This is a genomic window from Sphingomonas sp. NPDC092440 (assembly GCF_044754985.1).
In the GTDB taxonomy this organism is placed as follows: Bacteria; Pseudomonadota; Alphaproteobacteria; order Sphingomonadales; family Sphingomonadaceae; genus Sphingomonas.
In genome coordinates this window covers 258,251-282,744 of the sequence record NZ_JBIVQA010000007.1, presented here as the reverse complement: position 1 = coordinate 282,744, position 24,494 = coordinate 258,251, and the positions used below count along the sequence as shown (strand labels likewise).

General features: G+C 69.4%; 24 protein-coding genes. 11 read left to right on the top strand and 13 right to left on the bottom strand.

Annotated elements, in window-relative coordinates:
- The first annotated feature begins 80 nt into the window (after positions 1–80).
- Entirely contained in the window at positions 81–722 is a 642-nt protein-coding gene (locus tag ACIQCS_RS14275) for a hypothetical protein (protein ID WP_345851504.1), read from the top strand.
- Between the two features lie 208 nt (positions 723–930).
- Positions 931–1,119, top strand: coding sequence for a hypothetical protein (locus ACIQCS_RS14270; protein WP_345851505.1), 189 nt, complete (start codon positions 931–933; stop codon positions 1,117–1,119).
- Positions 1,120–1,144: 25 nt separating this feature from the next.
- Here ACIQCS_RS14270 and ACIQCS_RS14265 read toward each other — a convergent pair whose 3' ends face one another.
- Together ACIQCS_RS14265 and tyrS are read right to left on the bottom strand one after the other, a co-directional pair.
- Positions 1,145–1,465, bottom strand: a complete 321-nt coding sequence (locus ACIQCS_RS14265; protein WP_280279222.1) for a PilZ domain-containing protein — start codon at positions 1,463–1,465, stop codon at positions 1,145–1,147.
- 111 nt (positions 1,466–1,576) lie between these two features.
- Complete coding sequence (gene tyrS, locus ACIQCS_RS14260) at positions 1,577–2,803, bottom strand: tyrosine--tRNA ligase (RefSeq protein WP_345851508.1); 1,227 nt, start codon at positions 2,801–2,803, stop codon at positions 1,577–1,579.
- Between the two features lie 335 nt (positions 2,804–3,138).
- Between tyrS and ACIQCS_RS14255 the strand changes: the two genes are divergently transcribed.
- The 6 genes from ACIQCS_RS14255 (at position 3,139) to ACIQCS_RS14230 (ending at position 10,361) form a co-directional block, all read left to right on the top strand.
- Entirely contained in the window at positions 3,139–4,599 is a 1,461-nt protein-coding gene (locus ACIQCS_RS14255) for an alginate export family protein (RefSeq protein WP_345852095.1), read from the top strand.
- Between the two features lie 41 nt (positions 4,600–4,640).
- Positions 4,641–5,156, top strand: a complete 516-nt coding sequence (locus ACIQCS_RS14250; RefSeq protein ID WP_345851509.1) for a DOMON-like domain-containing protein — start codon at positions 4,641–4,643, stop codon at positions 5,154–5,156.
- A gap of 63 nt (positions 5,157–5,219) precedes the next feature.
- Entirely contained in the window at positions 5,220–6,416 is a 1,197-nt protein-coding gene (locus tag ACIQCS_RS14245; RefSeq protein ID WP_345851510.1) for a DUF1343 domain-containing protein, read from the top strand.
- A gap of 295 nt (positions 6,417–6,711) precedes the next feature.
- Positions 6,712–7,830 (top strand): hypothetical protein, encoded by a 1,119-nt coding sequence (locus ACIQCS_RS14240; protein ID WP_401531179.1) that lies wholly within the window; start codon positions 6,712–6,714, stop codon positions 7,828–7,830.
- A 57-nt stretch (positions 7,831–7,887) separates the two neighbouring features.
- Complete coding sequence (locus tag ACIQCS_RS14235) at positions 7,888–8,967, top strand: hypothetical protein (RefSeq protein ID WP_401531177.1); 1,080 nt, start codon at positions 7,888–7,890, stop codon at positions 8,965–8,967.
- Positions 8,964–10,361 (top strand): ATP-binding protein, encoded by a 1,398-nt coding sequence (locus ACIQCS_RS14230; RefSeq protein ID WP_345851515.1) that lies wholly within the window; start codon positions 8,964–8,966, stop codon positions 10,359–10,361. Before ACIQCS_RS14235 ends, ACIQCS_RS14230 begins: the two co-directional genes overlap by 4 nt.
- 49 nt (positions 10,362–10,410) lie before the next feature.
- Here ACIQCS_RS14230 and ACIQCS_RS14225 read toward each other — a convergent pair whose 3' ends face one another.
- The 4 genes from ACIQCS_RS14225 to gltX all read right to left on the bottom strand — a co-directional run bounded on the left by ACIQCS_RS14225 (position 10,411) and on the right by gltX (position 13,889).
- Positions 10,411–10,713 carry a hypothetical protein gene (locus ACIQCS_RS14225; RefSeq protein WP_345851516.1) on the bottom strand — a complete coding sequence of 101 codons (303 nt, stop codon included), beginning with the start codon at positions 10,711–10,713 and terminating at the stop codon, positions 10,411–10,413.
- A gap of 87 nt (positions 10,714–10,800) precedes the next feature.
- Positions 10,801–11,049: a hypothetical protein gene (locus tag ACIQCS_RS14220; protein ID WP_345851517.1), complete on the bottom strand. Its 249-nt coding sequence runs from the start codon at positions 11,047–11,049 to the stop codon at positions 10,801–10,803.
- A 98-nt stretch (positions 11,050–11,147) separates the two neighbouring features.
- Entirely contained in the window at positions 11,148–12,431 is a 1,284-nt protein-coding gene (locus ACIQCS_RS14215) for a citrate synthase (RefSeq protein WP_275916622.1), read from the bottom strand.
- A gap of 33 nt (positions 12,432–12,464) precedes the next feature.
- Positions 12,465–13,889 carry a glutamate--tRNA ligase gene (gene gltX, locus ACIQCS_RS14210; RefSeq protein ID WP_345851519.1) on the bottom strand — a complete coding sequence of 475 codons (1,425 nt, stop codon included), beginning with the start codon at positions 13,887–13,889 and terminating at the stop codon, positions 12,465–12,467.
- An 82-nt stretch (positions 13,890–13,971) separates the two neighbouring features.
- On the opposite strand from gltX, the gene ACIQCS_RS14205 reads away from it, so the two are divergent.
- Entirely contained in the window at positions 13,972–16,131 is a 2,160-nt protein-coding gene (locus ACIQCS_RS14205; protein WP_345851520.1) for a ComEC/Rec2 family competence protein, read from the top strand.
- Positions 16,128–16,823 carry an EF-hand domain-containing protein gene (locus tag ACIQCS_RS14200; RefSeq protein WP_345851522.1) on the top strand — a complete coding sequence of 232 codons (696 nt, stop codon included), beginning with the start codon at positions 16,128–16,130 and terminating at the stop codon, positions 16,821–16,823. The genes ACIQCS_RS14205 and ACIQCS_RS14200 overlap by 4 nt, the downstream gene beginning before the upstream one ends.
- A gap of 4 nt (positions 16,824–16,827) precedes the next feature.
- On the opposite strand, the gene lexA is transcribed toward ACIQCS_RS14200, so the two are convergent.
- The 7 genes from lexA to trpD form a co-directional block, all read right to left on the bottom strand.
- A complete protein-coding gene (lexA, locus tag ACIQCS_RS14195) occupies positions 16,828–17,514 on the bottom strand; it encodes a transcriptional repressor LexA (protein ID WP_345851523.1) in 687 nt (228 codons plus the stop codon).
- A gap of 58 nt (positions 17,515–17,572) precedes the next feature.
- The gene (gene glp / locus ACIQCS_RS14190; protein ID WP_345851524.1) at positions 17,573–18,757 is read right to left on the bottom strand and encodes a gephyrin-like molybdotransferase Glp; all 1,185 of its coding nucleotides are present in this window, start codon (positions 18,755–18,757) and stop codon (positions 17,573–17,575) included.
- A gap of 39 nt (positions 18,758–18,796) precedes the next feature.
- Positions 18,797–19,747, bottom strand: a complete 951-nt coding sequence (locus tag ACIQCS_RS14185; protein ID WP_345851526.1) for a PilZ domain-containing protein — start codon at positions 19,745–19,747, stop codon at positions 18,797–18,799.
- 195 nt (positions 19,748–19,942) lie between these two features.
- Positions 19,943–20,596, bottom strand: a complete 654-nt coding sequence (locus ACIQCS_RS14180; RefSeq protein ID WP_345851528.1) for a glutathione S-transferase family protein — start codon at positions 20,594–20,596, stop codon at positions 19,943–19,945.
- 206 nt (positions 20,597–20,802) lie between these two features.
- Positions 20,803–21,333: a cyclic pyranopterin monophosphate synthase MoaC gene (moaC, locus tag ACIQCS_RS14175; protein WP_345851529.1), complete on the bottom strand. Its 531-nt coding sequence runs from the start codon at positions 21,331–21,333 to the stop codon at positions 20,803–20,805.
- Positions 21,334–21,370: 37 nt separating this feature from the next.
- Positions 21,371–22,159 carry an indole-3-glycerol phosphate synthase TrpC gene (gene trpC, locus ACIQCS_RS14170; protein ID WP_345851530.1) on the bottom strand — a complete coding sequence of 263 codons (789 nt, stop codon included), beginning with the start codon at positions 22,157–22,159 and terminating at the stop codon, positions 21,371–21,373.
- Positions 22,159–23,151 (bottom strand): anthranilate phosphoribosyltransferase, encoded by a 993-nt coding sequence (gene trpD / locus ACIQCS_RS14165; protein WP_345851531.1) that lies wholly within the window; start codon positions 23,149–23,151, stop codon positions 22,159–22,161. Before trpD ends, trpC begins: the two co-directional genes overlap by 1 nt.
- 146 nt (positions 23,152–23,297) lie before the next feature.
- Here trpD and ACIQCS_RS14160 point away from each other — a divergent pair, with 146 nt between their 5' ends.
- The gene (locus ACIQCS_RS14160) at positions 23,298–24,479 is read left to right on the top strand and encodes a M23 family metallopeptidase (protein WP_345851532.1); all 1,182 of its coding nucleotides are present in this window, start codon (positions 23,298–23,300) and stop codon (positions 24,477–24,479) included.
- Positions 24,480–24,494: the final 15 nt, after the last annotated feature.

Sequence of the window (24,494 nt, the reverse complement as noted above, 5' to 3'; positions counted from 1 at the left end):
ATGAAAACTATATTCGAATCGTGCGGTCCGCGGTGCATTCCGTCGGTCGGCGAAATCCACGTTCTAAGCATGGAGGTGTTGTGTCCTTCCTGGCGAAAATCCTTTTGCTTTTTTCTGCCTGCGTCCTGACGACGGCAGGCGCCTCAACCCAGAATTCGCCCAAATATTACAAGGTCTCGCTGCAGATCGAGCGCGGCGGCAAGATCATCGGGAAGCCCAACCTCATCATGACCCCCGGCGCTTCGGCGATCATGACGGCAACCAACGGCGAATATTCGCTGCGAACATCGACCGGAACCGATGGCGGGATCAAGACCTCGTCGATCAATGTCACCACCGAGCTTTACTTCTCCAGCAACGGCCGGTGGGAGCTTGTCGCCGTACCCAATGTCTTCGCCACGATCGGGCGAAGCGTCGATATGAGTTACAATCTCCCGAAGTACGGCAATGTAGTTTTGACGTACAATGTGGAGGTCGTGGATACTTTGGCCACGAACGTCACGTCATGGGGAAAGAATGCCTGCTCGGAAAAGCGCATTTCCGAGTGGAAGGCGGCCATGAAGAAGCCGGTCTCCTTCCTGTCCGCCAAGAAGAAGGGCCAGGTAATCAATATATGTTGCAGCCCCTGCTCGACGATACGGTGCTGTTCCGCCGGCCCCATATGCTGCAGCGATGAGGCCAGGTGTCCGGGCCAGCGCTGCTGCAGCGATCCTCCGGTCTGATCAACCCGATGGCCTGCCGGGATCGATCCGGGCAGGCCATCGCGCGAAACGCCTGCCGGGCGTGCGCGGCCGTTCGGCCTTCAGCGTCTTTGGAAGCCGCCGGCGGAGCGATCGGGCAAGGCGGAGCTCCCACGGCCACGGCATCAACGGATGCCCAGGCCCCGCATCCATGCTATGGTCGCCACCTGGCGCAGGAAGAGAGGCCTTTATGCAAAGGTCATGGTGGTTGGCGGCGGTGCTGCTGGTGGTCGCGATCGGCCTGGTGGGCGGCGTTTACGAAGGGGCCCTGGCGGCGATGCGCCTGGATGCGCCCCATTGGGTGATCCTCCTGCTGGCCGTCGCCGTGCCGGTGGTGCTCGGCAGGGCCGCGGATCGCGTCTGGCGCCAGTTGAAATAGCGGGCGGCCCCCTCCGTCCCGGGGCCTATTTCGCCTTCACCATGGTCGAGATCAGCTCGTAATAGCTGGCGAGATCGATCGCGCGCTCGAACTGGCAGCCGATCCGGCCGCCCAGCGCCCAGCGCACATCGGCCACCACGGTGCCGGCATGCGGCAGCACCACGCGGATGCGCGCGCCCGTCTCGAACGGATCGTCGCACCGCGCCATCAGGCCGTGCGGCGAGATGTTGACGATGATGAAGTTCAGCTGCTTCGCGTCGGGGCCGAAGGCGCGCGCGCGGTAATAGACGTCCTCGCGCCCCTCCCGCCGGATCTCCGAATAAGCCAGGTTCGATCCAAAATTCACGCACGGCCTCACGAAACGCTTGAGGTACGTCTGCGGTTGATACCGTTACCGCGTGAATCCCGTTGCAACGAAGACGCTTAACAGCGACTTATCAGGCCTGTCGGAGGAATGTCATGCGGGCACGAGCATCCCGTGCTTCTTCCGGCCGAAGCTGAGCTTGACCGGCGCGGCCACCGCGATCTCGAGTGCGGGATCGCTCACCACCTGATCGTCGATGCGGATCGCGCCCTCGGCGATCTTGCGGCGGGCTTCCCCCTTGGAGGGGCAGAGGCCGAGCGCGATCAGCCCGTCGACCACGGCGATGCTGCCGCCCGCCACCGCATGGGTGGGCAGCGCGCCGCCGGCGGAGCCTTCCTCGAACACCTTGCGGGCCGTCTCGGCGGCTTCCTCGGCGGCGGCGCGGCCGCGGCACATGGCCGTCGCCTCGTTGGCGAGGATCTTCTTGGCCTCGTTGATCCCGGCGCCTTCCAGTGCCTCCAGCCGGGCGATCTCGTCCAGCGGCAGGTCGGTGAACAGGCGGAGGAAGCGGCCGACGTCGCGATCGTCGGTGTTGCGCCAGAACTGCCAATAGTCGAATGCCGAGAGCTGGTCCTCGTTCAGCCACACCGCGCCCGACATGGTCTTGCCCATCTTGCCGCCATCGGCGGTGGTGATCAGCGGCGTGGTGACGCCGTACACCTCGGTGCCGTCGACCCGGCGCGCCAGCTCGATGCCGTTGACGATATTGCCCCACTGGTCCGATCCGCCCATCTGCAGGCGGCAGGCGGCGCGGCGCGACAGCTCCAGAAAGTCATAGCCCTGGAGGATCATGTAGTTGAACTCGAGGAACGAGAGCGACTGCTCGCGATCGAGGCGCAGCTTCACCGAATCGAAGCTCAGCATCCGGTTGACCGAGAAATGCCGGCCGATGTCGCGCAGGAACGGGATATATTCGAGCTTGTCGAGCCAGTCGGCATTGTCGACCATCACTGCGTCGCCGGGGCCGTCCCCGAAGGTGAGGAACTTCTCGAACACAGTCTTGATCGAGGCGATGTTGGCGCGGATCACCTCGTCGGTCATCAGCTTGCGGGCCTCGTCCTTGAACGAGGGGTCGCCGATCTTGCCGGTGCCGCCGCCCATGAGGACGATCGGCTTGTGGCCGGCCTGCTGGAGGCGGCGCAGCAGCATGATCTGGACGAGGCTGCCGACGTGCAGCGACGGCGCGGTGGGGTCGAAGCCGATATAGCCGGGGACGATCTGCTTCGTGGCGAGTTCGTCGAGCGCCTCCGGGTCGGTGACCTGGTGGATGTAACCACGCGTGGAGAGCAGGCGGAGCAGATCGGACTTGAATTCGGTCATGATGCGGGCCGCATAGCCGAGGCGCGCGGGCGCGTCATCCCCGGCGCGAACATGGGTCGGGCATGTACGATGTGCGGAATTCCGCATGGCTGCGGGAGGGTGTGTCCCCATTTCCACATGTTTTGAGCCTCCCGCTGGATGGGGGATATGGATAAGTATCTGTGAAAATGTGAATTATTTCGGATTCATTGCCAGGCGGCACGTTTGGGCGCGTGGCTGTACAATGGCCGGACATCAACATCGTCCGACACGAAACCGGCCGAGTATCCGAGAGAGGATTCGATTCCGTGCCCATAGCGCTGCGCGCCCTTGCCGGCGGCACCGTGCCGCTTGCCATGCTGCTGACCGGCGGCGCGGCGGCGCAGGCCGTCCGCGAGGCTCCGGCCCCGGCCCCGGCCCCGGCCCCGGCATCGCAGGAGAAGGCGGGGAGCGGGAGCTATCCCGCGGGGGCATCGGGCGACGGGGCGGTGGTCGGTGGCTACAGCCTGTCGCGCTGGGCCGAGGACTGGCGGGCGATGCGCGATCCGGCGCGGCGCGACGATCCGCTCGACCGGCTCAAATTCCTGCCGCTCGACAAGGATGGCGACATCTATCTGACGCTGTCGGGCGAGGCGCGGCTGCGCGTCAATCTGACGAGCAATCCCGGCCTGCGCGAGGCCCCGCACCAGCGGCAGGACATCAACCGGCTGGTGGCCGGGGCCGATCTCCATCTGGGGCCGCATCTGCGCCTGTACGGGGAAGTCGCGCATGGCGGCATTTCGGGGCGGGAGCTGGGCGTGCCGGCGGCCTCGCTGCGCAACGACCTCGTCTTCCAGCAATATTTCGCCGAGGCGACCGCCGAGCTGGGCGGGGTGGCGATCGGCGCGCGCTATGGACGGCAGGAATTCACCGACGGGCCCAACCTGCTGGTCTCGCAGCGCGACAACAACACGATCCGCTATACGCTGAACGGCATCCGGGCCTGGGCGCGGAGCAGCTGGCTGCGGGTCGATATGTTCGATCTGCGGCCCACTGCCTATGGCGATCTCGGGCCCGACGACGACGTCAACGATCCGGCGCGCCGCTTCTCGGGCGTGACGTTTGGCGTGGCGCTGCCCAAGGCCTGGCTGGGCGGCTCGAAGCTTTACTTCGATCCCTTTCTCTGGCGCCGGCGCAACGATGTGGGCGCCTGGGGCGGCCGGGTGGGGCCGGCGCGGCGCTATTATGCGGGCGCGCGGTTGTGGGGCGATGTCGGGCGCGTGGCGATCGACTGGTCGGTCAACCACCAATGGGGCCGCTATATCGGCCAGGACATCGATGCGTGGCAGGCATTCTTCGCCCAGAGCTATCGCCTCGGCAAATCCGCCACGGCGCCGCGCATCGGCTTTCATGCCGATTATGCCAGCGGCGGCGGCGGCTATGGCGACGGCAAGCTGCGCAACGCCTATGCGCCGTTCGGCAACAACATCTATTACAGCTATCAGCTGTTCCTGACGCCTTCGAACCTGATCACGGTGGCGCCGACACTGGCCTTCTCGCCCGTGAAGGGGGTGCGGCTGACGGCGGAATATGAGCTGGCCTGGCGCGACGATGCGCGCGACGCGGTGTACCGCGCCAATGGCCAGCCCTTTGCCGGCACCCAGAAGATCGCGGATCGCAAGATCGCCGATGTGAGCCGGGCGCAGCTGGTGTGGACGATCTCGCCGCGCCTCTCCGTCACCGGCCGGTACGAGCATCTGGCGGCGGGCCCGTCGCTTACCAGGGCAGGGTATCGCAGCTCCGATTTCCTGTCCGGCTGGGTCAGCTTCCGCTTCTGAACCGGTTTCGCCGGCCGCGCGAACTGGGCTAGGGCAGGGGCATGGCGCTGCACATCCCGCTGGTCCCGCATCCCGAACATCCGCCGCATGCGGTGGCGCGCGTCGAGGTTTCCGCCGATATCCGGCGCGGCCCGAGCGTGCTTGCCTATCGCGTGACGGGAAGGATGCCGCAGCTGCCGGCGCCCGCCCTGCCGGAGCGGACCGACGGGCTATGGCGGCACACCTGTTTCGAGCTGTTCGTGCGGCCGGCGGATGGCGAGGGCTATTTCGAGTATAATTTCTCGCCCTCCACCCAATGGGCGGCATACCGGTTCGACGGGTATCGCGAGGGCATGCGCGACCAGCTGCTCGCCGCGCCGGTGATCGAGCCGCTGGCGGACGGCATCCGCGTGCAGGTCGACCTGGGCGGGCTGCCGGAGGGCGTCTGGCATGTCGCCATCACCGCAGTGATCGAGGAAGCGGACGGCGCCAAATCCTATTGGTCCGTCGCGCACGGGCCGGGCGCGCCCGATTTCCATGCGCCCGGCGGCTTCGCGATCGAAGTGCCGGCGGGATGACCCGCCGGTTGCGCGCGACGATCCGGCTTGCGTCGCCGTCGAACTCCCGGCACCTGCTGCGCCATGAAATTCGGCATCGACCGGCTGCTCGCCGACCCTGAGCTTCGTCGCCCCCTCCAGGGCAAGCGCGTGGCGCTGCTCGCGCATCCCGCCTCGGTGACCGCGGACCTGACCCATTCGCTGGACGCGCTGGTCGCCGCCGGGCTCGACGTCTCGGCGGTGTTCGGCCCGCAGCACGGCGTGCGCGGCGACCTGCAGGACAATATGATGGAGTCGCCCGACTTCACCGATCCCACCTATGGCATGCCGGTGTTCAGCCTCTATGGCGAGGTCCGGCGGCCGACGGGCCAGTCGATGGGCACGTTCGACGTGCTGCTGGTCGATCTGCAGGACGTCGGCTGCCGCATCTACACCTTCGTGACGACCCTGCTCTATGTGCTCGAGGCGGCGGCGGCGCACGGCAAGAGCGTGTGGGTGCTCGACCGGCCCAACCCCGCCGGCCGGCCGGTGGAGGGCACGACGCTGCTGCCCGGCTGGGAGAGCTTCGTCGGCGCCGGGCCGATGCCGATGCGCCACGGCATGACGCTGGGCGAGATGGGGCATTGGTTCATCGCGCAGTTCAAGCTGGACCTCGACTATCGCGTGATCGCGATGGCGGGCTGGCAGCCCGACGCGGCGCCCGGCTTCGGCTGGCCGGCCGAGCGGCCCTGGATCAACCCGAGCCCCAATGCCGCCAACGTCAACATGGCGCGCGCCTATGCGGGCACGGTGATGCTGGAAGGAACGCTGCTTTCCGAAGGGCGCGGCACCACGCGCCCGCTCGAGCTGTTCGGCGCGCCCGATATCGATGCGAAGGCCGTGATCGCCGAGATGCGCGCGCTGGCACCCGCCTGGCTCACCGGCTGCACGCTGCGCGATCTCTGGTTCCAGCCCACTTTCCACAAGCATGTCGGCCAGCTCTGCTCGGGCGTGTTCATCCATGCCGAGGGGCCGAGCTATGATCACGCCGCGTTCCGGCCCTGGCGCCTCCAGGCGCTGGGCTTCAAGGCGATCCGCAGGCTTTACGGCGATTACCCGCTGTGGCGCGACTTCCCCTATGAATATGTGTTCGACAAGCTGGCGATCGACGTGATCAACGGCGGCCCGGACCTGCGCGAATGGGTCGACGATGCGGGAGCGGAGCCTGGCGACCTCGACGCGCGCACCGCGCCGGACGAGGCGGCCTGGGAAGAGGCGCGGGCGCCGCATCTGATTTATTAATTCCTCCCCCAGCTTGCTGGGGGAGGGGGACCGCGACGCGCAGCGTCGGGGTGGAGGGGCCGGCGCAACGTGCCGGTGCTCGCGTTCGAGGTCGGATCCCCCCGGACGATCCTTGAATGTGCGGGGCAGGTTCAACCTCAAACTCCCCTCCACCATTCGCCTTGCGAATGGTCCCCCTCCCCGAGACAAGCTCGGGGAGGAATTGCCTCTCGCGGGCGAACCGCCTAACCACCGCATAATGTTGGCGGGGCTCATATTCGCAGTCGAGGAGGCCGAGGGCCGCCCGGGGACGCTGATGGCAACACTGCCCTTTGGCGGGATGACCCTGCTCGAATATCAGGCGCGGCTGCTGTTCGGCGCCGGGGCCGAGCAGGTGCTCGTCGCGGTGGGCAAGATGACGCCGGCCCTGCTCACCGCGGTCAACCGCGCCGCCAAGCGCCATCCCCGGATCGAGATCGTCCGATCGGCCGAGGAAGCCGCCGAGAAGATCGCGCCCGGCGCGCAGGTGCTGGTGATGGCCGATGGGCTGGTCACCACCGATCCGGTGATGGACAAGATGGCGACGGTTGGCGGCGAGGCGCTGCTCGTCACCGACGATCCGGCCTCGCCCGCGGCGATCGAGCGGCTCGACATGCGCGACAGCTGGGCCGGCGTCGCCCGGATCACCGTGGAGCAGCTCGCCCAGATCGCGCAGATGCCCGAGGATTACGACTTCCAGTCGGCGCTGCTGCGCGTCGCCGCCCAATCGGGCGCCGAGCATGTGCCGCTCGCTACGGGCTGGCTCAAGAGCGGCCATGCGGTGGAGCGCAGCGTCGAGGGGCTGGCGGCGCGCAACACCGGCGTGCTCGCCGCGCTCACCGAGCGCCGCACCAACTGGGCGGATCGCTGGGTGTTCACCCGCGCCGCGCGGATCGCGCTGCCCGAGCTGGTGGGCCGCAACGTTCCGGGCTGGACGCTGAGCGTCGCCGGCGGCGCGATCGCCGCGCTGGCGCTGGTCCTCACCGCGATGCGCTGGCCGGGCGCGGGCACCGTCGCCGCGCTGGCCGGCACTGCGACTCTCGCCACCGGCGCGGCGATGGCGGTGCTGCGCGGCGAGGACAAGCGGGCGCGCCTGCTCGAATGGGCGATCTTCGCGCTGTTTGCCCTGATCGCGCTGCTCATCGGCTGGGGCGAGTTCGCCGCCACGGCCAGCACCACGCCGCCCGTGCTCGCCCTGGTGGCCATGGTCGCCCAGTTGCTCGTCGAGCGGGCGCCCTCCCGGCCGAGGCGCTGGTGGTCCAGCCCCTCGGCGCACCTGCTCATCCTGACGCCGTTCGCGCTGGCCGGATTCGCCACGATCGGCCTTGCTGCGGTTGCGATATATTCCTTCGCCACGCTCGCCGCGGCGGTTGAGGGCGCACGCGAAAAAGCTTAGTCTCGTCTTAAGGACATTTCCGCTAGCTTGAGGTCGATGTCGGATAATCCCGTCGACATGCGCGATGGTTCGGCCGTCGGCGCCCGGGAGCTGCTCGCACGTGCGGCGGCTGCGGAGCTGCGCGCCTATAAGGGACTGATGATCGCGGTCGAAGATTTCTTCCTGCCCGAGGAGGCACGGCTCGACGAGCACAGCCGCGCAGGCCTGGCCGCGCTGCTCCGCGGGCTCGTGGAGACGGTGGAGGGAGAGATTCGCGAGCATGCCGTGCGCCTGCTCACCGGGCGCGGCGAGGCCGAGCTGGTCGGCGCGCTGATCCAGCCGGGCACCGCCGTGCTCGCCCGGCTATGGTCCTCGGGCCTGCTGCGCGATGGCGAGCTGATGGCCGAGCTGATTTCCCGGGTGCGCCAGGAGATGCTGGGCACGGCGCTGCCGATGAGCGCGCCGGACGATCCCGAGCGGCCCAGCCTGATCAACCGATTCGTCCAGCACCCGGACCGGGTGGTTGCCGCCAGCGCCATGGCGGTGCTGATCGCCGAAAGCCGTCGCAGGACGAGTCCCGAAGTGGGACAATTCCAGACCGAGCTTCCCGCCGAACTGCATCACAAGCTGGTGTGGTGGACGGCCGCCGCACTCCGCGAAGGCGTGGAGGGCATCAACGAGGCGCTCGACCGGGCGCTTTGCGAAGCGGCGCAGCGCAGCCTTGCCGCCTATGACGAGGGCGATCGGCTCGAGGCCGCCGCGATGCGCTTCGCTGCGGCGATCGATGCCCAGCCGGGTGAGCTTTCGGGCATGCTCGTCGAGTTGCTGGGCGACCGGCGGGTCGTGCTGTTCATCGCGCTGCTCGCCCATGCGATGGGTGTGCCCTATGCGCTCGCCCGCGATCTGGTGCTCGATCCCGCCGCCGAACGGCTGTGGCTGGCGCTGCGCGCACTCGAGATCGGCCGGGAGGGCGTCGCCCAGATCGGCTATGCGTTGAGCGAGGCGGATCCGCGGCGCGACCTGGAGAAATTCGCCGACACGCTCGATTCCATCGCGGCGATCGCACCGGCCGAGGCGCGCAACGCGCTGGCGCCGCTTCGCCTCGATCCCGATTATCGCGCGGCCCGGATCGCCTTGCAGCGGGGAGGGGCGAAATGAACGTGATCGATCCCTCGCTGCCGCTGTCGATCGCCCGGCTGGACGCCGAGGGGCGGCTGATCGATGCCGAGGCCCGGCTGTTCGAGCTCAACATGCGTGCCGGCGGCATGATCGGCGCGCCGCTCGCGGTGCCCCAGATCGCCACCCTGGCGCGGCTCTCGCAGCGGCTGGGCATCGCCATCTCGCGCAACGTCATCGCGGCGGACGGCGAGGACGATCTGGAATTGTGGGTGCGGGCCGAGCCGGAGCAGGGCGGCGTGCGCCTTGAGGTCAGCGGCTGGCGGCTGCGGCCGGGCTGGCGCGCGCCGGCGGGCGAGCCCGAGCGCGACGGCGATTTCTTCCGCTCGGCGGCCGACTGGCTGTGGGAGACCGACGCGTCGCTGCGCATCACTTTCCTCTCGATCGAGGCGGGCGCGCGCTACGGGTTCGACAGCTCGATGATGCTGGGCCAGCCGCTCACCCGGCTGTTCCGGCTCGAGCAGGACGAGGCCGGCGAATTGCCGATCCTTTCCGCGGTGGCGGCCCAGGGCCGGTTCGACGGGCAGAAGGCCGAGCTGCGCGGCACCGGCCGGATGGTGCGCCTGGCCGCCACGCCGCGCGCCGATCCGGGCGGCCGCTTCGCCGGCTTTGTCGGGGCGGCGCACATGCTCGACCAGGCGATGCCGGCCGCGCCCAAGGTGGATGCGCCGGTGCCCGCCGCCGCGGTGCCCTTTGGCGGCTTCCCCGATTCGTTCAGCCAGCGGCTCGACCGGGCGCTGCGCGGGCCGCTCGGCAAGATCATCGCCAATGCCGACTCGATCAGCGCGCAGACCGAAGGGCCGCTCAAGCCCGATTATGCCGAATATGCGAGCGACATCGCCAATGCCGGCCGGCACCTGCTCGGGCTGGTCGACGACCTGGTCGACCTGCAGGCGATCGAACGCGACGATTTCGGCACGGCGGACGAGGAGATCGACCTGGCCGATGTCGCGCGCCGTGCCGCCGGGCTGCTGGCGGTGCGCGCCGCCCAGGCCGAGGTGCGGATCGACCGGCCGGCGATGGACGAGAGCATTCCGGTGCGGGGCGAGTTCCGCCGCGCGCTGCAGGTGCTGGTCAACCTGATCGGCAACGCGGTGCGCTATTCGCCGCAGGGCGGGATGGTGTGGATCCGGCTGGAGCGCGACGAGGCGCGCGGCCATGTGATCGTCGCCGATCAGGGCAAGGGCATCGCCCAGGCCGATCAGGAGAAGATCTTCGAGAAGTTCGGCCGCGTCGATCCGAGCGAGCCGGGCGGATCGGGGCTGGGCCTCTATATCGCCCGCCGGCTCGCCCGCGCGATGGGCGGTGACCTGGTGGTGGACAGCGCGCCCGGGCAGGGCGCCCGCTTCGTGTTCAGCATGCCGATCCGGCAATAGGGCGCCCGCCGGATCCCGGCGGACGCCCCAGCGGCCTCCTCAGGCCCGCTCAGCGGCGATAGCAGACCGTCACGCGGCGGTGATGGCGCCATTCGGTGCGGCAATAGCGATTGCCGCGATGATAGCGGCCGCGATCCCAGCCGCGATGGCGGCCGCGATCCCAATGGCGGCGGTCGCGGTCCCAGTGGCGGCGATCACGATCGCGATAGCGCCAGTCCTGCGCCGCGGGCGCGACGGCCGCCAGCGCGATCACGCTGGTGGTGGGCACCGGTGCGGCAACAGCCGGAGTGGCGGCGCTGGCGACGCCGACGGTGGCGAGCGCGGCCGCGGCAATCAGCTTGGCAAGATACATTTCGGTTCTCCATTCCTCTCTTCCCGCATGGGCAGAACGATAGAGAAGCGATTGAGTCGCTTTGCTGAACCCGTTGGTATGCTGCGGTTAAGGTTGGCGCTCCTCGCGCTCGGCCCGGCGGGCGGCCCTGCGTTCGGCGCTGGTGGGGACGAGGCGGACGCCGCCGACCAGGATCGCGCTCAGCACGGCGATGATGCCGCCGCGGATCGCCCAGGTCCGGCTGCCGATCATCGGGCTGTCGGCGGGCAGATGGAGAATGCCGAGGCCCTGGAGCAGGAACACCAGGCCCGCGATGATGCCGAGGATGCCGGCGAGGATCAGGATGTTCTGGCGCATTCCACGACTCCGAAGCGAAGGTCGCGGATGGTTAACCGAAAACGCCGCCCCCGCGAAGGCAGGGACGGCGTTTTCAAGCCAATATCGGGAAAGGTGCCTCAGCGCTGGCCGACGGGCACGTAATCGCGCTGCACGGGGCCGGTGTAGAGCTGGCGCGGACGGCCGATCTTCTGCTCGGGGTCCGAGATCATCTCGTTCCACTGCGCCACCCAGCCCACGGTGCGGGCCAGCGCGAACAGCGCAGTGAACATGGTGGTCGGGAAGCCGATCGCCGAGAGGATCACGCCCGAATAGAAGTCCACGTTCGGGAACAGCTTCTTCTCGATGAAATACGGGTCGTTGAGCGCCATTTCCTCGAGCTGCAGCGCCACTTCGAACACCGGATCGTTGACCTTGAGCGCGTCGAACACCTCGCGCACCGTCTTCTGCATCACGGTCGCGCGCGGATCGTAGTTCTTGTAGACGCGGTGGCCGAAGCCCATCAGGCGGAACGGATCGTTCTTGTCCTTGGCGCGGGCGATATATTCGGGGATGCGCTCCGGGCGGCCGATCTCGCGCAGCATGTTGAGCGCCGCCTCGTTGGCGCCGCCATGCGCCGGGCCCCACAGGCAGGCGATGCCCGCCGCGATGCAGGCGAAGGGATTGGCGCCCGACGAGCCGGCGAGGCGCACGGTCGAGGTCGAGGCGTTCTGCTCGTGATCGGCGTGGAGGATGAAGATGCGATCCAGCGCCTTCTCGACGACCGGGTTCACTTCATAGGGCTCGGCCGGCACGCCGAAGGTCATGCGCAGGAAGTTGCCGGTGTAGCTCAGGTCGTTCTGCGGATAGAGGAACGGCTGGCCGACGCTGTACTTATAGGCCATCGCCGCGATCGTCGGCATCTTGGCGATCAGGCGGTGCGACGCGATCATGCGCTGCTGCGGATCGGTGATGTCGGTCGAATCGTGATAGAAGGCCGAGAGCGCGCCGACCACGCCGCACATCACCGCCATCGGGTGCGCGTCGCGGCGGAAACCGCGATAGAAGGTCGCCAGCTGCTCGTGCAGCATGGTGTGGCGCGTGATCGTGTGGCTGAACTTGTCGAGCTCGTCCTGCGAGGGGAGCTCGCCGTTCAGCAGGAGGTAGCTGACCTCCATGAAGCTCGACTGTTCGGCGAGCTGGCCGATCGGATAGCCGCGGTGGAGCAGCACGCCCTCGTCGCCATCGATATAGGTCAGGCCCGATTCGCACGACGCCGTCGACGTGAAGCCGGGGTCGTAGGTGAACATGCCGGTCTGGCCATAGAGCTTGCGGATGTCGATGACGTCCGGTCCGACGCTGCCCGACAGGACCGGATACTCGACATCCTTCCCCGGAACCTGCAGCTTCGCGGTATCGCTCATAAACGTCGTCCTATATTTGGGCCGGACCTGGAATCAGGCCGGCACGGTCATCTGATCAGCGATACGGGCCAGGCTTTCCTCGCGCCCCAGCAGAGCCAGGACGTCGAAGATGCCCGGGGACGTCCGGCGCCCGGTGAGCGCCGCGCGCAAAGGCTGCGCGGCCGCACCGAGCTTGACACCCGCATCTTCCGCAACGGTGCGTACCGCCGCTTCGAGCGCTTCCGTATCCCAGCTTTCCACGCCGTCAAGCGCGGCGTGGAGCTGGGCCAGCAGCGCCCGCGCGTCGCCCTCTAGCAGAGCCTGGGCACCGTCGTCCAATTCCAGTGGGCGAGTGCGAAACAGGAAGGCGGCGCCTTCCGCCAATTCGAGGAGATTCGCGGCGCGCGGCTTCAGCGCGGCCATGCTGCGGCGCAGAAGATCCCGCTGCGATTCCGAAAGTTCGAAACCGATTCGCGAGGCCACCAGACCGGCGAGGCGATCATCGTCCGTCGCGCGGATGTAATGGCCGTTGAGATTCTCCAGCTTCTTGAGGTCGAAGCGGGAAGGCGACTTGCCGACGCCGGACAGCTCGAACCATTGGATCGCCTGCTCGCGGCTGATGATCTCGTCGTCGCCATGCCCCCAGCCGAGGCGGAGCAGATAATTGCCCAGCGCCTCGGGCAGGATGCCGAGCTGGTCGCGATATTCGTCGACCGCCACGGCGTTCTTGCGCTTCGACATCTTGGTGCCGTCGGGATTGAAGATCAGCGGGATGTGCGCGTATTCGGGCTCTTCCCACGCCATGGCGCGATAGATCGGCAGCTGGCGGAAGGCGTTGTTCAGGTGATCGTCGCCGCGGATCACGTGCGTCACGCCCATGTCGTGATCGTCGACCACCACCGCGAGCATATAGGTCGGCGTGCCGTCCGAGCGGAGCAGGACGAGATCGTCCAGCTCGCTGTTGTTGACCGTGACCGGCCCCTGGACATGATCCTCGATCGTCACCGCGCCTTCGCGCGGCGCCTTCAGGCGGATGACATAGGGTGCGTTGCCGCCCTCCGCGGGGTCGCGGTCGCGCCAGCGGCCGTCATAGCGCAGCGGCTGCTTGTTCGCCTTCTGCTCGGCGCGCATCGCTTCCAGCTCCTCGGCCGTGGCGAAGCATTTATAGGCATGGCCGCCCGCGAGCATCGCGCGCGCGACTTCGGCATGCCGCTCGGCGCGGGCGAACTGATAGACCTCTTCGCCGTCCCAATCGAGGTTCAGCCAGCGCATCCCGTCGAGGATCGCGGCGATCGCCGGCTCGGTCGAGCGCGCGCGATCGGTATCCTCGATGCGCAGCAGGAACTTGCCGCCATGGTGGCGGGCGAACAGCAGGTTGAACAAGGCAGTGCGCGCACCGCCGATGTGGAGGAAACCCGTAGGCGACGGCGCGAACCGCGTGACGACCCGTTTCGCACCCGTATCAGATGTTGCGCCCAACCGCGCTTGCTCCCAGACTAGATTTTCGATGGCCCATTCAGCCGCCATGGGCGCCCCTAGCACGGGGTTTTCCTCCCTTCAAATGGGGGGCGCGGCGCTGTTTCGCCAGACCGGGGAGGCGATCGAGCGCTGGCTTGAGGCGGAACGCGCGCAGCTGCCGCTCTGGCTGCCGGTAGCGCTGGGTGGCGGGATCACCGCCTGGTTCCTGCTTCCCGACCTGACGCGCTGGATCGCCTTCCTGCTCGCGGCGGGTGCGGTGGCGCTGCTCGGCCTGGCACTGCCGGGGCGGCTGGGGCGGGCGCTGCTGCTCGGCGGGCTCGCCCTGGCGGCCGGGTGCGCGCTGGTCTGGTGGCGGGCGGAGCGCGTCGCGGCGCCGGTGCTGGCGCGGCCTGCGGTGGTGGAGATCACCGGCCGGGTGGCCGCGATCGAACCCCTGCCGGCACGGGCGCTGCTGCGGGTGACCCTGTTGCCGGAGCGGCGCGATCTGCCGCCCCGAGTGCGCGTGAACCTGGCGGCGAAGGATGTGCCCCAAGGGGTGGCGCGCGGCGCGGTGGTGCGGTTGCGGGCGCGGCTGATGCCGCCCGCCGGCGCATCGGTGCCGGGCGGGTATGACTTTGCCCGCGCCGCCTGGTTCAGCGGCCTGGGGGCGACGGGCAAGGGCTTTGCCCCGGTGACGGTGGTGACGCCGGCCGAAGCATCGGGCGGAGGCCTGCGTGCCGCGCTCTCGGCGCATATCCAGTCGCGCATCCCCGGCAGCGGCGGCGGCATCGCTTCCGCGCTTGCCACGGGCGACGAAGGCGCGATCGCCGAGGCGGATGTCGAGGCGATGCAGCGCTCGGGCCTCGCGCACCTGCTTTCGGTGAGCGGGTTGCACGTGACGGCAGTGACTGCGGCGGCGATGCTGCTGGTGCTCAAGCTGCTCGCCCTCAGCCCCACGCTGGCGCTGCGCTGGCGGCTGCCGCTGATCGCGGCCGGCGCAGGCGCGCTGGCGGCGATCGGCTATACCTGGCTCACCGGTGCCGAGGTGCCGACGATCCGCTCCTGTGTCGCCGCGCTGCTCGTGCTGCTGGCGCTCAGCCTGGGGCGCGAGGCGATCACGCTGCGGCTCGTCGCGGCGGGCGCGCTGCTCGTGCTGCTGCTCTGGCCCGAAGTGCTGGCGGGAGCCAGCTTCCAGCTGAGCTTCGCGGCGGTCACTGCGATCGTCGCGCTGCACGAGAGCCCGCGCATGCACCGCTGGTTCGGCAAGCGCGAGGAGAGCCGGGGCATGGCGCTGCTGCGCGGGGCCGGCGCGCTGCTGCTCACCGGCGTCGTGGTCGAGCTGGCGCTGATGCCGATCGGGCTGTTCCATTTCCACCAGGCCGGCCTTTACGGCGCGCTCGCCAACATCGTCGCCATCCCGCTCACCACTTTCGTGATCATGCCGATCGAGGCGCTGGCGCTGCTGCTCGACCTGGCCGGGCTCGGCGATCCCGCCTGGTGGCTCACCGCGCGGACGCTCGACCTGCTGCTCTGGCTGGCGAGGACGACTGCCGCGGCACCGGGCGCGGTGGCGGCGCTGCCGGCCATGCCGCAGGGCGCCTTCGCGCTGATGGCGGCGGGCGGCCTGTGGCTGGCGCTGTGGCGTACCGGCGCGCGCTGGGCGGGCGCGGCGCCGCTGGCGATCGGCCTGGCCTGGATGCTCGCCACGCCCGCGCCCGACCTGATCGTCACCGGCGACGGGCGGCATCTCGCGATCCGCATGCCCGATGGCAGCATGGCCCTGCTGCGCGACCGGGCGGGCGACTATACCCGCGACATGCTGGCCGAGACGGGCGGATCGGATGCCGAGCCGGTCGCGCTTGCCGATCAGCCGGGCGCGCGGTGCAGCCTGGACCTGTGCATGATCGAGCATCGGGCCGGTGGCCGCGTCTGGCGCGTGGCGGCGACACGGAGCGGCTATGCCTTGCCCTGGGCCGAATTCACGGCGCTGTGCCGCAGCGTCGACGTGATGATCAGCGACCGGCGCCTGCCGGCCGCCTGCGCCCCGCGCTGGCTCAAGCTCGACCGGCCGGCACTGGCCAAGACCGGCGGGGTGGCGATCGCCTTTGCCGGCGGGCGCGTGACCATGGTGCGCGGGGCCGGCCGCCATCCCTGGCTCGATCCGCCCAGGGTCCAGCCATTTCATGTGCCGGGTGCAATTCCTGCTGTCGGGACACGAAATTCCTCGCTTTCGGCCCGGATCGCGCTTCTCTTCCCTTCATGATCCGGCCTCCCAAGAAGAGCGATACGATCGAAGTGCGGCTGCCCCATGCGGTGAAGCGCGCCTTCATGGCGCAGTGCCGTGCCGAAGGGCGCACCGCGAGCGACGTGGTGCGGGGCTTCGTCGAGGCGCGCCTTTCCCGCGAGGCGAGGGCGGTGCCGGCCCTGCGCCGCTGGTCCCGGCCCATCGCCGCGGCCGCGATGCTCGCGGCGCTGGCGCTCGCCATTCCCGGTGCGATGTCAACCGCACCGGACCTGCGGCCGGCCTTCGCCGCGATCGACCGCAATCATGACGGGCTGCTGACCCCCGACGAATTTGGTCCTCGCCCGCAGGCTCCGGGTATCGATTGCGCGCCCCATCGGGTGCTGGCGCTGCCGCTGCGCCGTGCCGCGATGCCGGAGGTGCGCGGCATTCGGCCCTTCATCCTCTCGGCGCGAGACTTCGACCTTGCCAGGGCCGACGCGAACAAGGACGGCAAGGTGAGCTTCGCCGAATATGCGGCGCAACGATTGCGGATGTTCCGGGCAGGATTCGACCTGCTCGACGCCGACCATGACGGCATGCTGATGCCGGGCGAATATGCGGCGGCCTGGAGCCTGTTCCGCTTTCGCGGCGAGCAGCCCGATCTGGCGCCCTTTCAGGAACTCGACCGCAATGGCGACGGCAGGGTCGCCTGGGCCGAGTTCCTGGCCTGAGCCGTCAGTAGCGGCGGAGCAGCCCGGCGAGGCGGCCCTGCACGCGGACCTGGTCGGGGCGGTAGCGCTGCGGATTATAGTCGCGATTGGCCGGGTCGAGCCGGATCATCCCGCCTTCCTTGCGGAAATATTTCAGCGTCGCCTCGTTCTCGTCGATCAGCGCCACCACGATCTCGCCCTCGCGGGCCGTCTCGGTGCGGCGGATCAGCGCGAAATCGCCATCGAGGATGCCGGCCTCGACCATCGAATCGCCCGCCACTTCGAGCGCATAATGCTCGCCCGCGCCGAGCAGGGCGGCGGGCACCGGCAGCATGGTCGAATCCTGCAGCGCCTCGATCGGCGTGCCGGCGGCGATGCGGCCGTGCAGCGGGATCTCGACCACGTCGTTGGCGGGGGCCGGAGGTGTCGCGGAAGTTGACGAAGTTGACGCCACGGGGGCCGTGTTCTTCGGGCTTGCGGGCTTCTTCGCCTCGCCCCGTTCCGGCATGCGCAGCACTTCGAGCGCGCGGGCCCGGTTGGGCAGGCGGCGGATGAACTCGCGCTCTTCCAGCGCCGAGATCAGCCGATGGACGCCCGACTTCGACTTGAGGTCGAGCGCCTCCTTCATTTCCTCGAACGAAGGCGACACGCCAGTCTCGGCAAGCCGATCGGCAATGAAGCAGATGAGCTCGTGCTGCTTGCGCGTGAGCATCCAGTTTCTCCCGGTCTGGAACAGACTGGGAACGTTTTTGCAATGTTCCGCCTGCTTGTCAAGCGATGTCGAGGATTTCCGCCGAGTCGCCGGTTTTCGCCTCCGGGGCCCCCGCCGGGCGGACGATCAGGCAGGTGGCGCGCGCCAGCGTGCGCAGCATCGAGGAGTCCTGGATCGTCGCGGCATGGGCGCGGCCGCCGATCAGCTCGGCGCGGAGATAGTCGGCGCGGGCGCCGGTGGCGGGCAGGGGCTCGCCCAGGGGGACGGTGCGGGTACGCGGCAGCGGGTCGGCGGCACCGGCGAGATGTGCGATCAGCGGGCGGACGAACAGCGTCGCGGTGACGAAGGCCGAGACGGGATTGCCCGGCAGGCCGAGCACCGCGGCATCGCCCAGCCGGCCGGCCATCATCGGCTTGCCGGGGCGCAGCGCCACTTTCCAGAAATCGATCGCGGCACCGGCCGCCTCGAGCGCGGGGCGAACCAGGTCGTGATCGCCGACCGAGGCGCCGCCGGTGGTGACGAGCAGGTCGCAATCGAGCGCGCGGAACGCGGCTTCGAGCACGTCCCGGCGATCGGGCAGGATGCCGAGGTCGATCAGCTCCACCGGCAGGCCGGCAAGCAGCGCGGCGAGGAGCAGGCGGTTGGTCTCGGGGATCTGGTCGGGGCCGAGCGGGGCACCGGGCGGCACCAGCTCGTCGCCGGTCGAAAGTAGCGCGACGCGCACCTTGCGGCGGACGGGCAGGGCGGCATGGCCGGCGATCGCGGCGAGCGCGAGCCGGGCGGGGGAGATCGCTTCCCCGGCGCGGATCAGCAGGTCGCCCCTGGTGAAATCGAGCCCGCGCGGACGAACGCTGCTGCCCGGATGCGGCGGGCCGTCGCCGGCGAGGGCGAGGCGGCTGCCGTCGCGCGCGGCTTCCTCCTGCACCAGCACGGTGTCGGCGCCGGGCGGGAGCGGGGCGCCGGTGAAGATGCGCAGTGCCTGGCCGGCGCCGATCCCGCCGCCAAAGCCATGGCCGGCGGCACTCTCGCCGATCACTTCCCAGGGGCCGGGCAGGTCGGTGAAGCGAATCGCATAGCCATCCATCGAGGAGAGATCGGCGGCGGGCTGGGTGCGCAATGCCGCCAGGTCCCTGGCCGCCCATCGCCCCGCCGCCTCGGCAAGGGGGCAGGCCTCCTCCGCCACCGGCGCGGCGAGCGCCAGCAGGCGGCGCTGGGCTTCGGCGACGGGGAGGAGCGCGGGCATGGATCCGGCCTAGGCCAGCACCGCGCGCCGCGCCAGCCTTCAGGACCGGCCGGCGATCCGCCCCAGATCGTGCTGCTTCAGCGGCAGGCGGAACTCGCAGAGGAAACGGTGGCGGTCGTCGGTTTCGATCACCGCGGCCGGGCCGCCGCCGATGTTCGGCAGCGAGATCCACAGCTGGGCGCCGGTCGCGAAGGGTGCGCGCGTCTCGAACTCGACGAGCTGGGGCGTGATCGCGCGCAGCTTGACGTTCCACCAGCGCACGCCTTCGCGCACGCGCGCCGGCGTATCGAGGCGGATCGCCTGCTTGTCCGGGATCAGGCCGACGGGCTCGTGCACCATCGCCATGCGGGTGTGATGCGACGGAGTCTGCTGCACCTGGCGCAGCCACGGCATCAGCACCTGCCAGGGCAGGTCCTCGTCAAAGGCGACGCCGGCGAGATTGCCCTGCGACCATTTCACTGCGCCGTCGAGCGGGCGCAAGCCGTCGAAATTGATCTGCACCAGGTCGCCGAGCTGGAGCGCGATGTCGGTCTCGAAGCCGCAGCCGCCCTGGGAGAGGTTGCGGCTGCGCGTGAACTCGACCTGGTTGCCGCGGCGCACGCAGATCGTCTGGTGCAGCTCGACGCGCGGCACGGAGCGGCGCTCGGCGGGAAGGGCGGCAAGATTGCGGGCGAGCGTGCCGATCACGTCGATCGGCAAGTCGAACAGGAAGCCCGCCGAGCCCTGCTCGGTCCAGGCGATGCGGCCGGGCAGCGACTGGCCGTTGGCGAGCTCCAGCCGGAGCCCTTCTTCCTCCACCACTTCGTCGTCGAGCTGGAGCATGGCACCGACCGCGCTGAGCTTGCGGATCGCACAGACGAGGCGGCCGGTCTCGCCGGCGAGGAAGGCCGAATCGAACGCTGCATGCTCGCCCGGCTCGGCAAGAAGCTGGGTGCCCGGCGGCTCGGCCGACAGGCTGAAAATAGTGGAGGACGCAAGTCCTTGTCGCATAAATGATTTTTCCCGCCCCGGCCCAGGCGGATAGTGCGACCCAGGATCTGAAGGCGGGGTTAATCCGCAGGGTTGCGGAATTCCTAATGCGCGCGCCGGGCGGCATCGGCGCTGCTGGCCGGGGGCAGGCGAAGCCTCATGATCCCCCGTCATCCCCGCCTGCACGGGGATGACGGGAAGGATGGAGGCTCCAGCCTAATCCCGATCCGGCGCCCCCAGCGGGAAATAGGCGCGATAGGGCCGGGCATCCTCCACGCAGCGGACAACCGAGGGGCGGGCGAGCAGGCGGGCGCGATAGGCGCGCAGATTGGCCAGCGCCTCGGGGATCGGGCGCACCCAATCGGCATAGAAGAGCGAAGGCGCGGCGGCGCAATCGGCCAGAGTGAAGCTGTCTCCCACTGCCCAGGCCCGCCCGGCCAGATGGGCATCGAGCCAGGCATAGACCTTGTCGAGCCGCGCCATCGCCTCGTCGAGGCCGATGGGATCGCGCCGCTCCTCGGGCAGCAGCGCGTCGAGCACCGGCCTCTGCATCGTGCCCATCACATAATTGTCGAAGACCCGGTCGAGCATCCGGGCCTGCACCGCGATATCGGCATCGGCGGGGATCATCGGCACCGGGCCGGGGTGATGGACGTGGAGATATTCGATGATCGCCGTCGCCTCGAGCACCGTGCGGTCGCCCTCGACCAGGACCGGGAAGAGCTTGAGCGGCCAGCGCGCCTCCAGCTCGGCATTGGCCCCGGCATCCTCCAGGTTGCGGAACGTGAAGGGAGTATCGTTCTCGTAGAGCGGGATCAGCGCCTTCCAGGTGTAGGACGAGAAGGGGTGGCCGAAGAGCTGAAGCGACATGGCATCCTCTGATAGTTAGTATTTTGCCTAACTATTTCGATTCAACGCGGCTGTCACGCATTTTCTCTTCAGCCATCCCCCTGGAAGGGAGGGGCCAGGGGTGGGTGGATTGCGCGATACGGCAAGAGAAGGCGGCCTGTCGGCTGGACGCTACCCACCCCCAGCCCCCTTCCTTCCAGGGAGGGGAGCGCAAGGGGGACGGGCGCTCAGGCGCTCCAGTCGCCCGATTTGCCGCCCTTCTTGGCAAGCAGCCGAATCTCGCCGATCACCATTGCCCGGTCGAGCGCCTTGGCCATGTCGTAGAGCGTGAGCAGCGCGGTGGAGACGGCGGTGAGCGCTTCCATCTCGACACCGGTCTGCGCTTCGGTGGCGGCGGTGGCGGTGACCGTCACGCCGGTCTCGTCCGGCACCAGCTCGACCGCGACCCGAGTGAGCGGCAGCGGATGGCAGAGCGGGATCAACTCGGCAGTGCGCTTGGCGGCCATGATCCCGGCGATGCGGGCAGTGGCGAGCACGTCGCCCTTCTTCACTGCCCCGGCGCGGATCGCGGCGGCGGCCTCCGCCGACATCGCGATGCGCCCGGTGGCGATGGCCTCGCGCGCGGTGACGGCCTTGCCGGCAACGTCGACCATGCGCGCCGCGCCGGTTTCGTCGAGGTGAGTGAGCTTCCCCTTCCGCTTGCGGGAGGGGGCGGGGGAGGGGGAGGGGCTGTCGGACTCGCTCACGGTATCGGACATGCCCTCCCCCGACCCCTCCCGCAAGCGGAAGGGGAGATTAGCCCACCAGCGCCCGGGTCGCGGCTTCCACATCGTCCTGGCGCATCAGCGACTCGCCGATCAGGAAGCAGCGGATGCCGTGCGCGGCCATCGCGTCCAGGTCGGCGCGGCCGTTCAGGCCGCTCTCGGCGACGAAGGTGCAGTCGGCCGGCGCATGGGCGACGAGTTCGTAGGTTTTCTGGACATCGACCTCGAAGGTCTTGAGATTGCGGTTGTTCACGCCGATCAGGCGCGAGCGGAGCCGAAGCGCCCGTTCGAGCTCGGCGGCATCGTGCACCTCGACCAGCACATCCATGCCGAGGCCCAGCGCCGCATCCTCGATCTCGGCCATCTGCGCATCCTCGAGCGCGGCGACGATGATCAGGATCGCATCGGCACCGATCGCGCGCGATTCGAGCGCCTGCCAGGGATCGACCATGAAGTCCTTGCGGATCACCGGCAGGTCGCAGGCGGCGCGCGCGGCGATCAGATATTCCTCATGCCCCTGGAAATATTCGAGATCGGTCAGCACCGACAGGCAGGCGGCGCCGCCCGCCTGATAGGCGCGGGCATGGGCGGGCGGATCGAAATCGGCGCGGATCAGCCCCTTGGAGGGGCTGGCCTTCTTGATCTCGGCGATCAGGCCATAGCCGCCCGCTGCGGCCCTGGCGTCGAGCGCGGCCCTGAAGCCGCGCGGCGGCGTGCGGGTGAGGGCGAGGCCGTGCAGGTCGGCAACGGAGGCGGCGCGGCGGCGCGCGGCGATCTCGTCGTGCTTGGTGGCGATGATCTTGTCGAGGATCGTGGACATCAAAAGGCGATCCAGCAGTCGAGCAGCGCCTTGGCAAGGCCCTTGTCGATCACTTCGGCGGCTTCCTCGACGCCCTCGCGCAAGTCGCCCGCCTGGCCGGCGATCACGAGCGCGGCGGCGGCGTTGAGGAGGACGGCGTCGCGATAGGGGCCGGGCTCCCCCTGGAGCAGGCGGCGCAGGGCGAGGGCGTTATACTCCGGGCCGCCGCCGCGAATGGCCGCCAGGGGGTGGCGGGGCAGGCCGGCGTCCTCGGGGGCGATCCGCGCCGGCAGGCCCGAGCTGCCGATGCTCACCACGATGCTGGGATGCTCGGTCGAGAGCTCGTCCAGCCCTTCCTCGCCCGAGACGATCGCGGCGGAATCCACGCCGAGCTGCTGGAGCGCCTCGGCATAGATCGGCGCGTAATCCGGGCGGGCGATGCCGATCAGCTGGCGGCGGACATGGGCCGGATTGGCCAGCGGGCCCATCAGGTTGAAGATGGTGCGGCGGGCGATGCGGCGGCGTAGCGGCCCGATCCGCGCCAGCGAGGGATGGTGCGCCTGGGCGAACAGGAAGGCGATGCCGAGCTCATGGAGCGATTCCTCGGCCCGGGCGCCGGCGCGGTCGAGATCGAGGCCGAGCGCCTCCAGCGTATCGGCGGCGCCCGATTTGGACGAGGCCGCGCGGTTGCCATGCTTGGCGACCGGCACGCCCGCCGCGGCGACGACCAGGCTGACGGCGGTGGAGACGTTGAGCGTGTGGTGCCCGTCGCCGCCGGTGCCGCACACGTCGATCGCGCCCGCCGGGGCGGTGATCGGGATCAGCCGGGCGCGCATCGCCCGTGCCGCCTCGGCGATCTCGATGCTGGTCTCGCCGCGCACCGACAGGTCGATCAGGAAGCGTTCGATCTCGGGCTCGGGCACCTTGCCGTCGAGAATGTCGGCAAAGGCCTGGGCGGCGGATTCGCGGGCGAGCGGCGTCGCCGGATCGGGAAGGAAGGCAAAGGGCGTCACGCGGGCTCTATCGGCCCTTGGGCGGGGCGAAGTCGAGCAAATCCTGCTGGAGGCGGCGTGAAGCCCGGCTGGGGGCGTGGAAGCGACTTGACCGGACCGCGGCGGCGGCGTCTTGAAGAAGCGCAACCTCGGGGCGTGGCGTCGATATGGTCTCCCATCTGGTGCAGGGGCTGGCCCTGCTGCTGTCGATCGCGGTGCCGGTGGGGCAGGATCGGGGCGAGCCGGTCCATCAGGCGCAGATGGAGGCGCGGATCCGCGCGGCGCCGCGCCCGGTCACCGGCAGCGACGGCAGGCGGCACCTCGCCTATGAATTGCAGGTGACCAGCCATTATGCGGGTGACGCGCCGCTCCGGCTGACGCGCCTGGCGATCTTCGCAGGCGATGCCCGGACGCCGCTGGCGACGCTGGAAGGCGCAGCACTGCGGGCGCGGCTCGGCGCGCGGGCGGCGGACGAAGCGCCGCAGGACGGCATTCCGATCGCCGACGGGGCGAGCCGGACATTCTTCCTCTGGCTCGCCCTGCCGCCCGGCGCGCGTCCCGCGACCCTGCGGCACCAGCTCAGCTTCCGCGCCGACAAGGGCGCGATCCAGCGCGCCGACGATGTGCGGGCCCCGGTGAGCGCGGCGGTGCCGGTGCGGATCGGGCCGCCCCTGCGCGGCGGGCGCTGGCTGGCGGTGGAGGGGCCGGGCAATCACCTGTCGCATCACTGGGGCAGCATGGTCGCGATCGACGGCATGCTGAGCATCCCGCAGCGCTACGCCATCGACTGGTTCGGGCTGGACGAAGGCAACCATTCGATCCGCGGCGCCCATGCCTCGCCGGCGGCGACCATGGATGCGGACTGGATCGGCTATGGCCGCGACGTGCTCGCGGTGCGCGACGGCGTGGTGGTCGATGCGCGGGACGGCATTCCGAACGGCACGCCGCTGGCGCCCCAGCAGGCGCCGGACGACCTCACCGCGCGGACCCTATACGGGAATTTCGTCGTCCTGCGGATCGCGCCGGGCGTCTACGCGCATTACGCGCACCTGCAGGCCGGCAGCGTGCGGGTGCGGCCCGGCCAGCGCGTGCGCCGCGGCATGGTGATCGGCCGCCTCGGCCAGACCGGAAGCGCGGGCGCCCCGCATCTCCATTTCCATGTCAGCGACCGGCCCACTTTCGAGCGATCGGAGGGGCTTCCCTTTGTCATCGACCGGTTCACGCTGCTCGGCGAGGCAAGGATCGAGGACAGCTTCGACTCGGCGGTGCCGGTTTCCGTGCGGGCGCCCGGCGTGCGCATGCGCCGCGACGAACTGCCGCTCGACGGCAGCGTCGTGGCGTTTCCATGAGCGGCGGCGCGGGTA

Coding starts and splice junctions, on each gene's coding strand:
- ACIQCS_RS14185 (WP_345851526.1), bottom strand. CDS start 19,747: ATGCGACAAGGACTTGCGTCCTCCACTATTTTCAGCCTGTCGGCCGAG.
- moaC (WP_345851529.1), bottom strand. CDS start 21,333: ATGTCCGATACCGTGAGCGAGTCCGACAGCCCCTCCCCCTCCCCCGCC.
- tyrS (WP_345851508.1), bottom strand. CDS start 2,803: ATGACCGAATTCAAGTCCGATCTGCTCCGCCTGCTCTCCACGCGTGGT.
- ACIQCS_RS14205 (WP_345851520.1), top strand. CDS start 13,972: ATGGGGGGCGCGGCGCTGTTTCGCCAGACCGGGGAGGCGATCGAGCGC.
- ACIQCS_RS14215 (WP_275916622.1), bottom strand. CDS start 12,431: ATGAGCGATACCGCGAAGCTGCAGGTTCCGGGGAAGGATGTCGAGTAT.
- ACIQCS_RS14200 (WP_345851522.1), top strand. CDS start 16,128: ATGATCCGGCCTCCCAAGAAGAGCGATACGATCGAAGTGCGGCTGCCC.
- ACIQCS_RS14240 (WP_401531179.1), top strand. CDS start 6,712: ATGGCAACACTGCCCTTTGGCGGGATGACCCTGCTCGAATATCAGGCG.
- ACIQCS_RS14255 (WP_345852095.1), top strand. CDS start 3,139: ATGCTGCTGACCGGCGGCGCGGCGGCGCAGGCCGTCCGCGAGGCTCCG.
- ACIQCS_RS14235 (WP_401531177.1), top strand. CDS start 7,888: ATGCGCGATGGTTCGGCCGTCGGCGCCCGGGAGCTGCTCGCACGTGCG.
- ACIQCS_RS14245 (WP_345851510.1), top strand. CDS start 5,220: ATGAAATTCGGCATCGACCGGCTGCTCGCCGACCCTGAGCTTCGTCGC.
- ACIQCS_RS14180 (WP_345851528.1), bottom strand. CDS start 20,596: ATGTCGCTTCAGCTCTTCGGCCACCCCTTCTCGTCCTACACCTGGAAG.
- ACIQCS_RS14270 (WP_345851505.1), top strand. CDS start 931: ATGCAAAGGTCATGGTGGTTGGCGGCGGTGCTGCTGGTGGTCGCGATC.
- lexA (WP_345851523.1), bottom strand. CDS start 17,514: ATGCTCACGCGCAAGCAGCACGAGCTCATCTGCTTCATTGCCGATCGG.
- trpC (WP_345851530.1), bottom strand. CDS start 22,159: ATGTCCACGATCCTCGACAAGATCATCGCCACCAAGCACGACGAGATC.
- glp (WP_345851524.1), bottom strand. CDS start 18,757: ATGCCCGCGCTCCTCCCCGTCGCCGAAGCCCAGCGCCGCCTGCTGGCG.
- ACIQCS_RS14160 (WP_345851532.1), top strand. CDS start 23,298: ATGGTCTCCCATCTGGTGCAGGGGCTGGCCCTGCTGCTGTCGATCGCG.
- ACIQCS_RS14230 (WP_345851515.1), top strand. CDS start 8,964: ATGAACGTGATCGATCCCTCGCTGCCGCTGTCGATCGCCCGGCTGGAC.
- ACIQCS_RS14250 (WP_345851509.1), top strand. CDS start 4,641: ATGGCGCTGCACATCCCGCTGGTCCCGCATCCCGAACATCCGCCGCAT.
- ACIQCS_RS14225 (WP_345851516.1), bottom strand. CDS start 10,713: ATGTATCTTGCCAAGCTGATTGCCGCGGCCGCGCTCGCCACCGTCGGC.
- ACIQCS_RS14220 (WP_345851517.1), bottom strand. CDS start 11,049: ATGCGCCAGAACATCCTGATCCTCGCCGGCATCCTCGGCATCATCGCG.